Annotated in this window: 12 protein-coding genes; 7 read left to right on the top strand and 5 right to left on the bottom strand. The window is 56.7% G+C overall.

Features of this window, described 5'->3' with window-relative positions; translation table 11 throughout:
* Positions 1-401: 401 nt before the first annotated feature.
* The 4 genes from map (at position 402) to K7R23_RS00240 (ending at position 5329) form a co-directional block, all read left to right on the top strand.
* The gene (gene map, locus K7R23_RS00225; RefSeq protein WP_012904552.1) at positions 402-1196 is read left to right on the top strand and encodes a type I methionyl aminopeptidase; all 795 of its coding nucleotides are present in this window, start codon (positions 402-404) and stop codon (positions 1194-1196) included.
* A gap of 108 nt (positions 1197-1304) precedes the next feature.
* Positions 1305-3977 carry a bifunctional uridylyltransferase/uridylyl-removing protein GlnD gene (gene glnD, locus K7R23_RS00230; protein ID WP_012904551.1) on the top strand — a complete coding sequence of 891 codons (2673 nt, stop codon included), beginning with the start codon at positions 1305-1307 and terminating at the stop codon, positions 3975-3977.
* Positions 3978-4007: 30 nt separating this feature from the next.
* Entirely contained in the window at positions 4008-4832 is an 825-nt protein-coding gene (gene dapD / locus K7R23_RS00235; RefSeq protein WP_012904550.1) for a 2,3,4,5-tetrahydropyridine-2,6-dicarboxylate N-succinyltransferase, read from the top strand.
* A 110-nt stretch (positions 4833-4942) separates the two neighbouring features.
* Entirely contained in the window at positions 4943-5329 is a 387-nt protein-coding gene (locus K7R23_RS00240) for a DUF3461 family protein (protein WP_012904549.1), read from the top strand.
* A gap of 309 nt (positions 5330-5638) precedes the next feature.
* Here K7R23_RS00240 and cdaR read toward each other — a convergent pair whose 3' ends face one another.
* The 3 genes from cdaR to dgt form a co-directional block, all read right to left on the bottom strand.
* Positions 5639-6796 (bottom strand): DNA-binding transcriptional regulator CdaR, encoded by a 1158-nt coding sequence (gene cdaR, locus K7R23_RS00245; RefSeq protein WP_012904547.1) that lies wholly within the window; start codon positions 6794-6796, stop codon positions 5639-5641.
* Positions 6797-6945: 149 nt separating this feature from the next.
* The gene (gene degP / locus K7R23_RS00250) at positions 6946-8361 is read right to left on the bottom strand and encodes a serine endoprotease DegP (RefSeq protein ID WP_012904546.1); all 1416 of its coding nucleotides are present in this window, start codon (positions 8359-8361) and stop codon (positions 6946-6948) included.
* Positions 8362-8490: 129 nt separating this feature from the next.
* Positions 8491-10008, bottom strand: a complete 1518-nt coding sequence (gene dgt / locus K7R23_RS00255; protein WP_012904545.1) for a dGTPase — start codon at positions 10006-10008, stop codon at positions 8491-8493.
* Positions 10009-10088: 80 nt separating this feature from the next.
* Here dgt and mtnN point away from each other — a divergent pair, with 80 nt between their 5' ends.
* From mtnN to K7R23_RS00270, 3 genes are read left to right on the top strand one after another with little or no spacing between them, the layout of a single operon-like run.
* Positions 10089-10787 carry a 5'-methylthioadenosine/S-adenosylhomocysteine nucleosidase gene (gene mtnN, locus K7R23_RS00260; RefSeq protein ID WP_012904544.1) on the top strand — a complete coding sequence of 233 codons (699 nt, stop codon included), beginning with the start codon at positions 10089-10091 and terminating at the stop codon, positions 10785-10787.
* The gene (btuF, locus tag K7R23_RS00265) at positions 10780-11580 is read left to right on the top strand and encodes a vitamin B12 ABC transporter substrate-binding protein BtuF (protein WP_012904543.1); all 801 of its coding nucleotides are present in this window, start codon (positions 10780-10782) and stop codon (positions 11578-11580) included. Before mtnN ends, btuF begins: the two co-directional genes overlap by 8 nt.
* A 34-nt stretch (positions 11581-11614) precedes the next feature.
* On the top strand, positions 11615-12238 hold the full coding sequence (locus K7R23_RS00270; RefSeq protein ID WP_012904542.1) for a TRIC cation channel family protein: 624 nt from the start codon (positions 11615-11617) through the stop codon (positions 12236-12238).
* Between the two features lie 120 nt (positions 12239-12358).
* On the opposite strand, the gene erpA is transcribed toward K7R23_RS00270, so the two are convergent.
* Positions 12359-12703: an iron-sulfur cluster insertion protein ErpA gene (erpA, locus tag K7R23_RS00275; RefSeq protein WP_012904541.1), complete on the bottom strand. Its 345-nt coding sequence runs from the start codon at positions 12701-12703 to the stop codon at positions 12359-12361.
* A gap of 81 nt (positions 12704-12784) precedes the next feature.
* Positions 12785-14206, bottom strand: a complete 1422-nt coding sequence (gene clcA, locus K7R23_RS00280) for a H(+)/Cl(-) exchange transporter ClcA (protein ID WP_012904540.1) — start codon at positions 14204-14206, stop codon at positions 12785-12787.
* Positions 14207-14255: the final 49 nt, after the last annotated feature.

A 14255-nucleotide genomic window follows, 5' to 3' on the forward strand; every position in this document is an offset into this window, starting at 1 on the left:
CATATTACCGACCCCGAAGGGCACCCCGGAATATGTGCCGATACGTGTGTGTAATTACACAATGTGAGATATGTCGCTTCAGTTCCATTCCGTGCATATTTAATGAAACCGAAGTCCGGCGCGCTTTATACCACAAATACGTCGCAGACACCAATAATTGTTGGCGCTCTGCGCTGAACTGAACGATCAATTTCGTGTTACAGGAAGGCTGCGAATTTTTTGCATCCCCCGGCGCTGACATGTCGTACGTCGCCGGGGTGAAAAAAGGCAGCCAACGCCCCTGCGGCACGAAAGGCGAAGTTCAGAATGATTCTCAGTTTGGCAGTGTTGCCCCCGACTGATACCATTGACAGCACTTACACAATTATTGTCGAAATAAACGACGCTGATGGACAGAATTCATGGCTATCTCAATCAAGACCCCTGAAGAAATCGAAAAAATGCGCGTCGCGGGCCGTCTGGCCGCGGAAGTGCTGGAGATGATCGAACCGTATATCAAACCGGGCGTCAGCACCGGCGAACTGGATCGTCTTTGTAACGACTACATCGTCAATGAACAACACGCGATCTCCGCCTGCCTCGGCTACCACGGCTATCCGAAATCCGTCTGCATCTCCATTAACGAAGTGGTGTGCCACGGGATCCCGGACGATGCCAAACTGCTGAAAGACGGCGACATTGTTAACATCGACGTTACGGTGATCAAAGACGATTACCACGGCGACACCTCGAAAATGTTTATCGTCGGTAAACCAACCATTCTCGGCGAACGTCTGTGCCGCGTCACCCAGGAGAGCCTGTATCTGGCCCTGCGCATGGTGAAACCGGGCATCCGTCTGCGCACCCTGGGCGCGGCGATTCAGAAGTATGCAGAAGGCGAAGGTTTCTCCGTCGTGCGCGAGTACTGCGGACACGGTATCGGTCGCGGCTTCCACGAGGAGCCGCAGGTGCTGCATTACGACGCGGATGACGGCGGCGTGGTGTTGCAACCGGGCATGACTTTTACCATTGAACCGATGCTGAACGCCGGTGATTACCGCATCCGCACCATGAAGGACGGCTGGACGGTAAAAACCAAAGACAGAAGCTTGTCTGCGCAGTACGAGCATACTATTGTGGTGACTGAAAACGGCTGCGAAATTCTGACGTTACGCAAGGATGACGCCATCCCGGCGATCATCACGCACGACGAATAACTTTTTTGCCTGATGGCGTAGTCGCTTGTCAGGCCTGGAAATGGCAGTATTCCCTGGGCCGGATAAGGCGCTTTCGCCGCTATCCGGCTTTTTAATGGGTGGCGCACAATGAACACACTTCCTGAACAGCACGCGAATACGGCACTTCCCACCCTTCCCGGCCAGCCGCAAAACCCCGGCGCCTGGCCGCGCGACGATCTCACCATCAGCGGGATCAAATCCCACATCGATACTTTTCAGCAGTGGCTGGGCGACGCCTTTGACGGCGGAGTCTCCGCCGAGCAGCTTATTGAAGCCCGCACCGAATTTATTGACCAGCTGTTGCAGCGCCTGTGGATTGAGGCCGGGTTCGGCCAGATTGCCGATCTGGCGCTGGTGGCGGTCGGCGGCTACGGGCGCGGCGAACTGCACCCGCTTTCCGACATCGATCTGCTGATCTTAAGCCGCAAAAAACTACCCGATGCGCAGGCGCAAAAAGTGGGAGAACTGCTGACGCTGCTGTGGGACGTCAGGCTGGAGGTCGGGCACAGCGTGCGCACCCTGGAAGAGTGTCTGCTGGAAGGGCTGTCGGATCTGACTGTCGCCACCAACCTGATAGAAACCCGGCTGCTGATTGGCGACGTGGCGCTGTTCCTTGAACTGCAAAAACACATTTTCAGCGAAGGCTTCTGGCCGTCTGATAAGTTTTACGCCGCGAAAGTGGAGGAACAAAACCAGCGCCACCAGCGCTATCACGGCACCAGCTATAACCTCGAGCCGGACATCAAAAGCAGCCCTGGCGGCCTGCGCGACATCCACACGCTACAGTGGGTCGCCCGCCGCCATTTTGGCGCCACTTCGCTCGATGAAATGGTCGGCTTCGGCTTTTTAACCCAGGCCGAGCGCGCCGAACTGAATGAGTGTCTGCACATTCTCTGGCGCATCCGCTTTGCGCTGCATCTGGTGGTAAGCCGTTACGATAACCGCCTGCTGTTTGACCGTCAGCTCAGCGTCGCCCAACGCCTTAACTACAGCGGCGAAGGCAACGAACCGGTCGAGCGGATGATGAAGGATTACTTCCGGGTAACGCGCCGGGTCAGCGAGCTGAACCAGATGCTGCTCCAGCTGTTTGACGAAGCGATCCTTGCCCTCCCCGCCGACGAAAAGCCGCGCCCAATCGACGACGATTTCCAGCTGCGCGGCACGCTGATCGACCTGCGCCACGACGATCTGTTTATCCGCGAACCGGAAGCGATCCTGCGCATGTTTTACACCATGGTGCGTAACAGCGCGATCACCGGGATCTACTCCACCACCCTGCGTCATCTGCGCCATGCCCGACGCCACCTGAACCAGCCACTGTGCTACATTCCGGAAGCGCGCTCGCTGTTCCTCAGCATGTTGCGTCACCCCGGCGCCATCAGCCGCGGGCTGCTGCCGATGCATCGTCACAGCGTGCTGTGGGCCTATATGCCGCAGTGGTCGCACATTGTCGGACAGATGCAGTTTGACCTGTTCCACGCTTATACGGTGGACGAACACACCATTCGCGTGATGCTGAAGCTGGAAAGCTTCGCCAGAGAAGAGACGCGCCAGCGCCACCCGCTGTGCGTGGATCTCTGGCCGCGCCTGCGCCAGCCGGAGCTGATCTTCATCGCCGCGCTGTTCCACGATATCGCCAAAGGACGCGGCGGCGACCACTCGGTGCTTGGCGCTCAGGACGTGCTCAAATTCGCCGAACTGCACGGGCTGAACTCACGGGAGACACAGCTGGTCGCATGGCTGGTGCGTCAGCATCTGCTGATGTCGGTTACCGCCCAGCGCCGCGATATTCAGGATCCGGAAGTTATTAAGCAGTTCGCCGAAGAGGTACAGACCGAGCACCGCCTGCGCTTTCTGGTCTGCCTGACGGTGGCGGATATCTGCGCCACCAACGAAACGCTGTGGAACAGCTGGAAGCAAAGCCTGCTGCGCGAACTGTACTTCGCCACGGAAAAACAGCTGCGTCGGGGAATGCAGAATACGCCGGATATGCGCGAGCGTGTGCGCCATCATCAGCTTCAGGCGCTGGCGCTGCTGCGGATGGATAATATTGATGAAGCGGCGCTGCATCATATCTGGTCGCGCTGTCGCGCCAACTATTTTGTCCGCCACAGCCCAAACCAGCTGGCCTGGCACGCCCGCCATCTGCTACAGCATGACCTGAGCAAGCCGTTAATTTTGCTCAGCCCGCAGGCGACGCGCGGCGGAACGGAAATTTTCATCTGGAGCCCGGACCGGCCATACCTGTTCGCCGCGGTCTGCGCTGAACTGGACAGGCGTAACCTGAGCGTCCACGATGCGCAAATTTTCACCACCCGCGACGGCATGGCGATGGATACGTTTATCGTGCTGGAGCCGGACGGTAGCCCGCTGTCATCCGATCGGCATGAAGCGATCCGCTTCGGGCTGGAGCAGGCGATCACCCAGCGCAGCTGGCAGCCGCCGCAGCCGCGTCGTCAACCGGCAAAATTGCGTCATTTTACCGTCGATACCGAAGTGACCTTCCTGCCGACGCATACCGACCGAAAATCGTTCCTCGAGCTGATCGCCCTCGACCAGCCCGGACTGCTGGCACGGGTCGGGCAAATTTTTGCCGATCTGGGAATTTCGCTTCATGGCGCCCGAATTACAACCATTGGCGAGCGAGTAGAAGATTTATTCATAATCGCCACCGCGGACCGGCGTGCGCTTAATAATGAGCTGCAGCAGGAAGTGCATCAACGGTTGACAGAGGCCCTCAATCCAAACGATAAAGGGTAGTGTGTTTATTTATAGGGAAAGAGTTTAACAATGCAGCAGTTACAGAACGTTATTGAGACCGCTTTTGAGCGCCGCGCCGAGATCACGCCGGCCAATGTGGATACCGTAACCCGTGAAGCAGTGAATCAGGTGATCTCTCTGCTGGACTCCGGCGCACTGCGTGTCGCAGAAAAAATTGACGGCCAGTGGGTGACACACCAGTGGCTGAAAAAAGCGGTCCTGCTCTCTTTCCGGATTAACGATAACCAGGTTATCGACGGCGCGGAAAGCCGCTACTTCGATAAAGTGCCGATGAAATTCGCCGACTATGATGAAGCGCGCTTTCAGAAAGAAGGTTTCCGCGTGGTGCCGCCAGCGGCGGTCCGTCAGGGCGCGTTTATCGCCCGCAACACGGTGCTGATGCCCTCCTATGTCAACATTGGCGCTTATGTGGATGAAGGAACGATGGTGGACACCTGGGCGACCGTCGGCTCCTGCGCGCAGATTGGTAAAAACGTTCACCTCTCCGGCGGCGTCGGCATCGGTGGCGTACTGGAGCCGTTGCAGGCCAACCCGACCATCATTGAAGACCACTGCTTCATCGGCGCGCGTTCGGAAGTGGTGGAAGGCGTTATCGTGGAAGAGGGTTCGGTCATTTCGATGGGCGTTTATATCGGTCAGAGCACCCGTATTTACGATCGCGAAACCGGCGAAGTGCATTATGGCCGCGTGCCGGCGGGTTCGGTTGTCGTTTCCGGCAACCTGCCGTCCAAAGATGGCAAATACAGCCTGTACTGCGCGGTGATTGTGAAAAAAGTCGACGCCAAAACGCGCGGCAAAGTGGGCATCAACGAATTATTGCGCACCATCGACTGACAGCGGTTTTGAAAAAGCGGGCTTAGCCCGCTTTTTTTGTCTCTGTGAGTGGCGAAAACGGGGCTTTTCATTAATTATTCATAGGTTATGTTGCGATTAAGGGTACCGCTATGTACGACAATCTGAAAAGTCTGGGCATTACTAATCCTGAAGAAATCGATCGTTACAGCCTGCGGCAAGAAGCCAACAACGATATCCTGAAAATCTATTTCCAGAAGGATCGGGGCGAATTTTTTGCCAAAAGCGTGAAGTTTAAATATCCGCGCCAGCGTAAAACCGTGGTCGCCGACGGCGTCGGACAGGGCTACAAAGAGGTGCAGGAGATCAGCCCTAATCTGCGTTATGTCATCGACGAACTGGATCAGATCTGCCAGCGCGATCGCAGCGAAGTCGATCTGAAGCGCAAGATCCTCGACGACTTACGCCATCTGGAAAGCGTGGTGGCGAATAAGATCACGGAAATCGAAGCCGATCTGGAAAAACTGACGCGTAAATAAGCGATTGTTACCGAATGGCGGCGTAGCTATCTCTTTCGTTCACTGGTCTGAGAGTCCCCCCAGGCCTGCTCACCATTGCCGGATGGCGACGCAAGCGTCTTATCCGGCCTACAAAACATCACAGTCCGTAGGCCTGATAAGCGCAGCGCCATCAGGCAAAATACCCCATCAACAAACACGTTCTCAGTCCCCAGGTCTGATAAGCGTAGCGCCATCAGGCAAAATCCCCCATCAACAAACACGTTCTCAGTCCCCAGGCCTGATAAGCGCAGCGCCATCAGGCAAAATGCCCCATCAACAAACACGTTCTCAGCGCTGCTCATCCAGTTGCAGCGCCACGTACAGTAATAATCTGTCGTCGAAATTGCCCAAATCCAGCCCGGTCAGTTCAGAAATGCGGTTCAGGCGGTACTCCAGGGTGTTACGGTGAATAAACAGCGCCTTCGAGGTCGCCAGCGGCTGCACGTTATGCCGGAACCATGCCGTCAGCGTCCGGCGCAGCAGACCGTTATTGTCCATCGCCTTCAGCCTTGTGAGAGGACGCGCCAGTTCGTTGGCCTGCCAGCCGCCGCGCAGGCTGTCGAGCAGCACCGGCAGCATCAGATCCTGATAAAAATAGCTGCGGCTTTCCGGCATCCGCTGCTTGCCGACCATCATCGTGGTGCGGGCGGTGCGGTACGAACGGGCAATACTGCCCGGACCGGTAAAGTAATTGCCCAACGCGACGCGAAAACGCAGTTGCCCGTTCTCTTTCATCCGCGAAATGAGCTGCTCCACGCGCTTGCGGTGATCTTCCGCATCCCAGCGGCCAAACTGATTCAGCGCCGGTTTCAGCACCACCATCTCGGTGAGAGACACAATCGCGATCAGGTTATTGCGTTCAGGGGTGGTCAGCGCGTTCTGTAACTGTTGCAGCTCCGCCATCGCGCTGTCGACGCCAAGCTGGCCGCTGTCGACCTCTACCACCGCCACAACGCGCGGCTGGTTGAGATCGATGCCCAGTCGCTGCGCCCACTCGGTCAGCGCCGGGGTGTTCTCCTCCGCCTGGATCAGGTTCATTACCAGCTCTTCGCGCAGGCGGCTGTCCTGGGCCAGCAGGTGCATCAGACGCGACTGCTCAAGCATCATCTCTGCCGTCATGCACACCAGTTCGCCGTATTTGCGCAGATGCTCCGGCTCGCCGGTTAAGCCGATAACGCCAACGATCTCCCCTTCCAGACGCAGCGGCAGGTTGATCCCCTGACGCACGCCGTGCAGATGCCGCGCCACCGCGTCATCAATATCCACCACGCGTCCCTGAGAGAGCACCAGCAGCGCGCCTTCGTGCAATTCACCAATACGCTCGCGATCGCCGCTGCCGATAATACGTCCACGGGCATCCATTACGTTGATATTGGTATCGATAATGCGCATCGTGCGCGCCACGATATCCTGCGCCATTTTGGTATCAAGGTGCCAGCCAGCCATAAACCCTCCTGTGAGCAGAGCTCAAGGATAAGGAAGTTCGCCGGACACAACATTGTGCAAATGCACAAAGCAGAGAGAATATGTATGGAGTTGTGGGAAATATCACAAAAACATGCCCTTCCCTGTCCGGGAAGGGCGTTAAGAAGGGATTACTGCATCAGCAGGTAGATGGAACTGTCGCCACGCTGGATATTCAGCGCAAGCACGGACGGCTTGCTGTCGAGGATCTTGCGCAGCTCGGCGATGTTTTTCACGCGCTGCTGGTTCGCGCCGACAATCACATCGCCTTTCTTCAGGCCAATCTGCGCCGCCGGAGAATTCGCTTTCACGTTATTCACCACCACGCCTTTATCCTGACCCTTGTTGCTCATTTCCGCGCCTTCAATGCCGCTGAAGATAGAGCTGGAGTCAACCTGATTCTGGCTGCTCTGCTGCAGTTCCAGATTCACCGTCACCGGCTTACCATCGCGCAGCAGGCCAAGCGTGATTTTGCTGCCGACCGGCATGGTGCCGACCTGGGCACGCAGCGCGGCGAAGCTGCTGATCGGCTTACCGTTCAGCGAAGTAATCACGTCGCCAGCTTTAATCCCCGCCTTCGCCGCCGAAGAGTTCGGCATTACCTGGCTGACAAACGCGCCGCGCTGGGCGTCAACCTTCATCGCTTTCGCCAGTTCAGAGTTCAGTTCGGTGCCCATAATACCCAGCTCGCCGCGTTTCACCTGGCCGAATTCGACCATCTGCGCGGTCAGGTTTTTCACCATATTGCTCGGGATAGCAAAGCCGATGCCGATGTTGCCGCCGTCCGGCGCGAGGATCGCGGTGTTAATGCCGATCAGTTCCCCGTTCAGGTTAACCAGCGCGCCGCCGGAGTTACCGCGGTTAATCGCGGCGTCGGTCTGAATGAAGTTTTCATAGTTTTCCGCGTTCAGGCCGCTACGGCCCAGCGCAGAGACGATACCGGAAGTCACGGTTTCGCCCAGGCCAAACGGGTTGCCGATGGCGACGGTGTAGTCGCCGACGCGCAGCGTGTCGGAGTCGGCGAGCTTAATCGCCGTCAGGTTTTTCGGATCCTGAATCTGGATTAAGGCAATATCGGAACGCGGATCTTTGCCGACCACTTTGGCGTCGAATTTGCGGCCATCGCTCAGCTGTACTTTAATGACCGTGGCGTTGTCCACCACGTGGTTATTGGTGACGACGTAGCCCTTCGCGGCGTCAATGATCACGCCGGAACCCAGCGCCATAAACTTCTGCTGTTGTCCGCCGCCCTGGCCGCCCTGACAGAACGGGGAGCTCTGGAACGGAGAACCCTCCTGGCAGAACGGCGAATCATCACCAAAGAACTGCTGGAAGTTACGCGGCATCCGCGGGGTGTTTACGGTTGTGCTACCTTCAACGTTAATGCTGACCACCGATGGCATCACTTTTTCGAGCATCGGCGCCAGGCTTGGCATCTGCTGAGAAGTCGTCGCTGAGGCAGTCTCAGCGGCGGTGGCAGAAAGCGGAGATAACGCCAAACCTAAACTCAGAGCCAGTGCACTCATTGCTAACGTGGTTTTTTTCATGTGTTTCAGTCTCGATTAACAGATAACGCAAAATTGCTGTGTACCTCAGATTCATTTTATAACGCGAAGTTCCGGACGAAAGTTTATGGAAAAGGTAAAATTTTATTGTCCGTCTTTACAAAACTTACTTTATTGTTCGACCGCCATCAGCCGACGATATTCATCCCAGGCATAGAGATCGGTCATACCGCTGATATAATCCTGAATCAATCGACAGCGGTAATAATATTCCATTACCGGGTATTCAAGCGAGTCTGGCGCTAATTTACTTACCGCCTCAATGTAGGCCAGCCGATGACGCGTGGAAAGCTTCTGGAATAAGCGCGACTCAATCGGGAAACGCATCAGCCGCTCTTTTTCCACCAGCTCGCTAAAATCCGCCAGCGGCAGACTTAATAAAGGACGGTAAATGTCTAATAAGCCGCTAATGACCCGGTAGCCCTGTAGCTCAAGCTGCTCGACCTCCGGGTGGCTAAAGACATGTTTTATCGCCACATTTTTATAGAGCTTAAGCAGGCGACTAAAGCTGCTGCCATCTTCCAGCAGCGCCTGATTAAAGGTGCCGGCAAAAATCTGTTCAAGATTATCAATAAAACGCTGGGCGGCATACGGCACCAGTTTATTTAGCGTATTCACCCGCAAATACATAAAGAATTGATCTTCTGTACTGCGACTCAGCGTATTGGCGCGCGATTTCTCCCACGCGTTTTCCACGACCAGCGCAAACAGCGAACCTTTCTCATGGACTCCCCAGGCTTCCTGCAAATGATGATAAAGCTGCTCTGCGCTGAAAATTCTTTTCTCTACCGCGTCTTCAAGATCGGCCACGCAATAAGAAATATCATCGGCAGCTTCCATAATCCAGGTTAACGGAAACCGACTGTAAAGCGCCAGATCCAGCTCCCGGCGCAACCGCGCAATATAGGATTCTTCAGACAGGTAGTAGCCCGGCTTTTTCATTAAATAATTGTGCGTCGCGGGCGTTTCTCCGCGCCACCATGCCGGACGGGTATATTTTAAAATCCCGCCCACCTGCGCCCAGGTCAGGTTCATGCGCATAAGGGTTTGCACCAGCCGAATACCCTGCGCATTCCCTTCAAAATGGCACAGATCCTGACGCACTTTACGCCGCAGATCGTTCAGCGACTCTTCGCCCTCGCGCAGGCGCAGCGACGCCACCTTACAGCGGTCTTCCGTCAGCGGCTGGCTTTCGGCGTCCGCCGGATGCAGGCGCTGGCGAAACCAGTCGTTGATCGCCGCTTCGCCAAAATGACCGAACGGCGGGTTGCCAATGTCGTGCATCAGGCAGGACATTTCAACAATGCTCTCGAAGGGGCCGGTCAGCTCATCCAGGCCGTACTGCGCCAGCAGCTTCATCTCCTTGAGACGGCTTAGCACCTCTTTGGCGATATAGCGTCCGACCTGCTGCACTTCCATCGAATGGGTAAGACGGGTGCGCACCGCCGCATTACGCTCCAGCGGAAACACCTGCGTTTTTTGTTGCAGGCGACGGATCGCCGGCGAATTGATTATCCGCCCACGGTCACTTTCAAAGATGCGCAGGATTTCATGTTCGGTCTTCACCCCCTGCGGTGAACGGTAACGACGATGCCAGTTTATTTTTTTGCGGAAATCAATCTGAGCCATCTCCTCCCCCCTGAGCATGCACTTCCCCTTAAGCGCATGATAGACTATGCCTTTAATTCTCACCTGGCGCGAGTAAATCTATGAAAATCGGCATCATTGGTGCAATGGAAGAAGAAGTGACGCTGCTGCGTGACAAAATCGAAAACCGGCAAACGTTCAGCCGGGGCGGCTGTGAAATTTATACCGGCCAGCTAAACGGCACCGACGTTGCGCTGCTGAAATCCGGGATCGGTAAAGTGGCGGCGGCGCTGGGCGCGACGCTGCTGCTCGAGCACTGCAAGCCGGATGTGATTATCAATACCGGTTCCGCCGGCGGTCTTGCGCCGACGCTGAAGGTTGGCGATATCGTGGTGTCAGACGAAGCGCGCTACCACGACGCTGACGTCACCGCCTTCGGCTATGAATTTGGTCAGCTTCCGGGCTGTCCGGCAGGTTTTAAAGCCGACGAGAAACTGGTGGCCGCGGCGGAGTCGTGCATTGCGCAACTCAATCTGAATGCGGTTCGCGGGCTGATCGTCAGCGGCGATGCCTTTATTAACGGTTCCGTGGGGCTGACGAGAATCCGCCATAACTTCCCGCAGGCGATTGCCGTTGAGATGGAGGCCACCGCGATTGCGCACGTCTGCCATAACTTTAACGTGCCGTTTGTGGTCGTGCGCGCCATCTCTGACGTGGCCGATCAGCAGTCGCACCTGAGCTTCGACGAATTCCTCGCGGTCGCGGCGAAACAGTCAAGTCTGATGGTCGAAACGCTGGTACAGAAACTGGCGCATGGCTAACTCTCTCTCCAGGGCGCTTGCCGCCCTGCTGTTATGGCTCCCGGTGTCGCTCTGCGCCGCACCGCGCGTGATTACCCTCTCTCCCGCCAATACCGAACTCGCCTTTGCCGCTGGCATTACGCCCGTCGCGGTCAGCAGCTATTCTGACTACCCGCCCGCAGCGCGAGACATTGAGCAGGTGTCAACCTGGCAGGGCATGAACCTGGAGCGCATTGTGGCGCTGAAGCCGGATCTGGTCATCGCCTGGCGCGGCGGCAACGCGGAACGGCAGGTTAATCAACTCACCTCGTTAGGCATCAGGGTGATGTGGGTGGATGCCGCCAGCATTGAGCAAATCGCGCAAACGCTGCGCAAACTGGCCGCCTGGAGTCCGCAGCCGGAAAAGGCGCAGCATGCCGCCCGGCGCCTGCTGGACGATTACCAGCAGTTAAAATCTGAGTACGCGGACAGAAGCAAAAAGCGTCTGTTTTTGCAGTTTGGCATCAATCCTCCCTTCACCAGCGCAAAAGGATCGATTCAAAATGAAGTGCTGGAGCTGTGCGGCGGGGAAAACATCTTTGCCGACAGTCGGGTTCCCTGGCCGCAGGTAAGCCGCGAACAGGTGCTGGCCCGCGCTCCGCAGGCGATCGTCGTCGCCGGTAATGCGGAGGAAACTCTCAAAATTAAACAATACTGGGGTAATCAGCTAAAAATTCCGGTTATTCCCCTTACCAGTGACTGGTTTGAACGCGCAAGCCCGCGTATTATCCTCGCCGCAAAACAACTCTGCACTGCGCTTTCACAGGTGAATTAGAGCCCGCTCTGCGTGCTCACATGAGGATCGGACAATGCTCGTCTATTGGCTGGATATTATCGGGACCGCGGTATTTGCTATCTCTGGCGTATTGCTGGCCGGAAAACTGCGTATGGACCCGTTCGGCGTGCTGGTATTAGGCGTGGTCACCGCCGTCGGCGGCGGGACGATCCGTGATATGGCGCTGGATAACGGGCCGGTGTTCTGGGTAAAAGATCCCACCGATCTGGTGGTGGCGATGGTCACCAGCATGCTGACGATCCTGCTGGTGCGCCAGCCGAGACGCTTACCCAAATGGATGCTGCCGGTACTCGACGCCGTCGGTCTGGCGGTGTTTGTCGGCATTGGCGTCAATAAAGCGTTTATTGCCGACAGCGGCCCTCTGGTGGCGATCTGTATGGGTGTGATTACCGGCGTTGGCGGCGGTATTATCCGCGACGTGCTGGCGCGCGAAATTCCGATGATTTTACGTACGGAGATCTATGCGACGGCCTGCATTATCGGCGGGAGTGTCCACGCCACCGCTTTTTATACCTTCGCGATCCCCTTAGAAACCGCCAGTATGATGGGCATGGTAGTCACGTTGTGCATTCGGCTGGCGGCGATCCGCTGGCATCTGAAACTGCCGACGTTCGCGTTAGATGAGAGTGGACGTTAACTCAACGAGGCAGGCATTGCAGGCTGGATAAGACGTTACGCCGCTATCCGGCGGATTGCCCGGTGGCGCGATGCTTACCGGGCATGGAGGACCGACAACCGGAAGGGCTCCGGCTGTACGTCAGATGCTGAACGACGAACCACACCCGCAGGTGCTTTTCGCATTCGGGTTGGTTACGACGAAGCGGGAACCTTCCAGGCCTTCGGTATAATCCACAGAACCGCCAACCAGATACTGCAAACTCATCGGGTCAACCACCAGACCAACCCCCTGCTTCTCAATGGTCATATCGCCTTCGTTGACCTGGTCATCAAAGGTAAAACCATACTGGAAACCGCTGCAACCGCCGCCAGTGATATACACGCGCAGCTTCAGATTGGGATTGTCTTCGTCAGCGATCAGGCTTTTCACTTTATTGGCTGCTGCTTCAGTAAATTGCAGTGGCAGCGCTACGTCATCACTCATAAATTTGCTCCAAACGACATCGGCAATTGGGCAAATAATAACCCAACTTTGCGCCCATTATCTAATACCCTGGTATTTCATTCAAGTATTCTCGCCTGCGGCGGCGGCCTGGCTCTTCGCCGCCTGCTCCGCTTCCTGCTTCGCCAGGGTGCGGGCAAGAATGGTGGAGTATAGCGGTTTTCCACCGAGGAATTGCGCTAATAGTGTTGCGCCAAGACAGGTAATAATCATTGGCAAAATGAGCTGGTAATTATCGGTCATCTCCAGCACCAGCACGATGCCGGTCAATGGCGCGCGCACGGACGCCGCCATCAGCGCTCCCATTCCGGCGATGGCAAACGTCCCTGCCTCCAGCTGATAGTGCGGGAAGCTGACCGCCGCCGCCATACCGAAGGCGGTGCCGAGCAGCGTGCCGAGCGCCAGCATCGGCGCAAAAATGCCCCCCGGCGCGCCGGAGGAGAAGCAGAGCAGCGTGGTGATCACCCGGGCAATAAAGATAAACAGCAGCAAACCGACGCTGAAGTTGCCCGCCGCCGCGATGGGGATCAGGTTGAAGCCGCCGCCCGCCGCTTCGGGCTCTATCAGCCCGAGAATACCGCACAGGCCGCCAATCACGCCGCCCATCAGCACCCATTTGGTGATATTGCCACCGTGAAAACGCTGGAACATATCCTGCGTGCGCAACACCAGCTTATTAAATACCGGCCCCACGCAGCCAAAAATCATGCCGAGAACAAGGTAGAGCCACAGCGTATTAACCGGCGCATTAGAGAGCTTACCGATCTCAATAATCGGCGATTCGCCGTTAAAGATGCGGAATACCACGCTCGACATAATCACGCCGGTAAATACCGCTTTAATGGAGATGAGGTTGTAGCGAAACTGCGGGCGCATCTCTTCAATAATAAACAGGATCCCCGCCAGCGGCGCATTAAAAGCCGCTGAGAGACCGGCTGCCGCCCCGGTAGCCAGCAGGGTGTGGCGGGCTTCGGCGCTGCGCATACGAAAGATATCCAGCACCATACGGCCAATGTTGCCGCCGAGCTGCACCGTCGGCCCTTCGCGCCCGAGCACCATGCCCGCGCCCAGCGTTCCCATGCCGCCGATAAACTTCACCGGCAGCACGCGCCACCAGCGCACCGGACGCAGCTCCTCCAGCGCGCCTTCGATTTCGGGAATCCCGGAGCCGCCCGCTTCCGGAGCGAATTTACGCACCAGAAAATAGCCGACCATCGCCAGCAATCCGGAGAGAATAAACGCCAGCGGCCAGAGAAGCCACGCGTGGTCGGCGACGCTCGCCAGCGCGCCAATACGCATATTCTGCACCCAGGTCACCGCTTTTTCGAACGCGACGCCAACGATGCCGGTAATCGTCCCGACCACCGCCGCCATACATAAGATCGCCAGCGGCGTTTTATCCCGCTCCAGCAGGCGGCGGATTTGATCCCGGCGGCGCAAACGCACGATTTGCTGTGCTTCAAAAGAGGGAGTTTCAGTCTTCATCAGATGATCATTAATTGGTAATACAAATGCAGAGGCGGCATTGTACTCG

The organism is Citrobacter rodentium NBRC 105723 = DSM 16636, from assembly GCF_021278985.1.
Classification (GTDB): domain Bacteria; phylum Pseudomonadota; class Gammaproteobacteria; order Enterobacterales; family Enterobacteriaceae; genus Citrobacter_A; species Citrobacter_A rodentium.

What these genes read in the sequence shown, in the direction of transcription:
- glnD (WP_012904551.1), top strand. Translation starts at nt 1,305, where the DNA reads ATGAACACACTTCCTGAACAGCACGCGAATACGGCACTTCCCACCCTT.
- mtnN (WP_012904544.1), top strand. Translation starts at nt 10,089, where the DNA reads ATGAAAATCGGCATCATTGGTGCAATGGAAGAAGAAGTGACGCTGCTG.
- btuF (WP_012904543.1), top strand. Translation starts at nt 10,780, where the DNA reads ATGGCTAACTCTCTCTCCAGGGCGCTTGCCGCCCTGCTGTTATGGCTC.
- map (WP_012904552.1), top strand. Translation starts at nt 402, where the DNA reads ATGGCTATCTCAATCAAGACCCCTGAAGAAATCGAAAAAATGCGCGTC.
- K7R23_RS00240 (WP_012904549.1), top strand. Translation starts at nt 4,943, where the DNA reads ATGTACGACAATCTGAAAAGTCTGGGCATTACTAATCCTGAAGAAATC.
- dapD (WP_012904550.1), top strand. Translation starts at nt 4,008, where the DNA reads ATGCAGCAGTTACAGAACGTTATTGAGACCGCTTTTGAGCGCCGCGCC.
- clcA (WP_012904540.1), bottom strand. Translation starts at nt 14,206, where the DNA reads ATGAAGACTGAAACTCCCTCTTTTGAAGCACAGCAAATCGTGCGTTTG.
- cdaR (WP_012904547.1), bottom strand. Translation starts at nt 6,796, where the DNA reads ATGGCTGGCTGGCACCTTGATACCAAAATGGCGCAGGATATCGTGGCG.
- erpA (WP_012904541.1), bottom strand. Translation starts at nt 12,703, where the DNA reads ATGAGTGATGACGTAGCGCTGCCACTGCAATTTACTGAAGCAGCAGCC.
- K7R23_RS00270 (WP_012904542.1), top strand. Translation starts at nt 11,615, where the DNA reads ATGCTCGTCTATTGGCTGGATATTATCGGGACCGCGGTATTTGCTATC.
- dgt (WP_012904545.1), bottom strand. Translation starts at nt 10,008, where the DNA reads ATGGCTCAGATTGATTTCCGCAAAAAAATAAACTGGCATCGTCGTTAC.
- degP (WP_012904546.1), bottom strand. Translation starts at nt 8,361, where the DNA reads ATGAAAAAAACCACGTTAGCAATGAGTGCACTGGCTCTGAGTTTAGGT.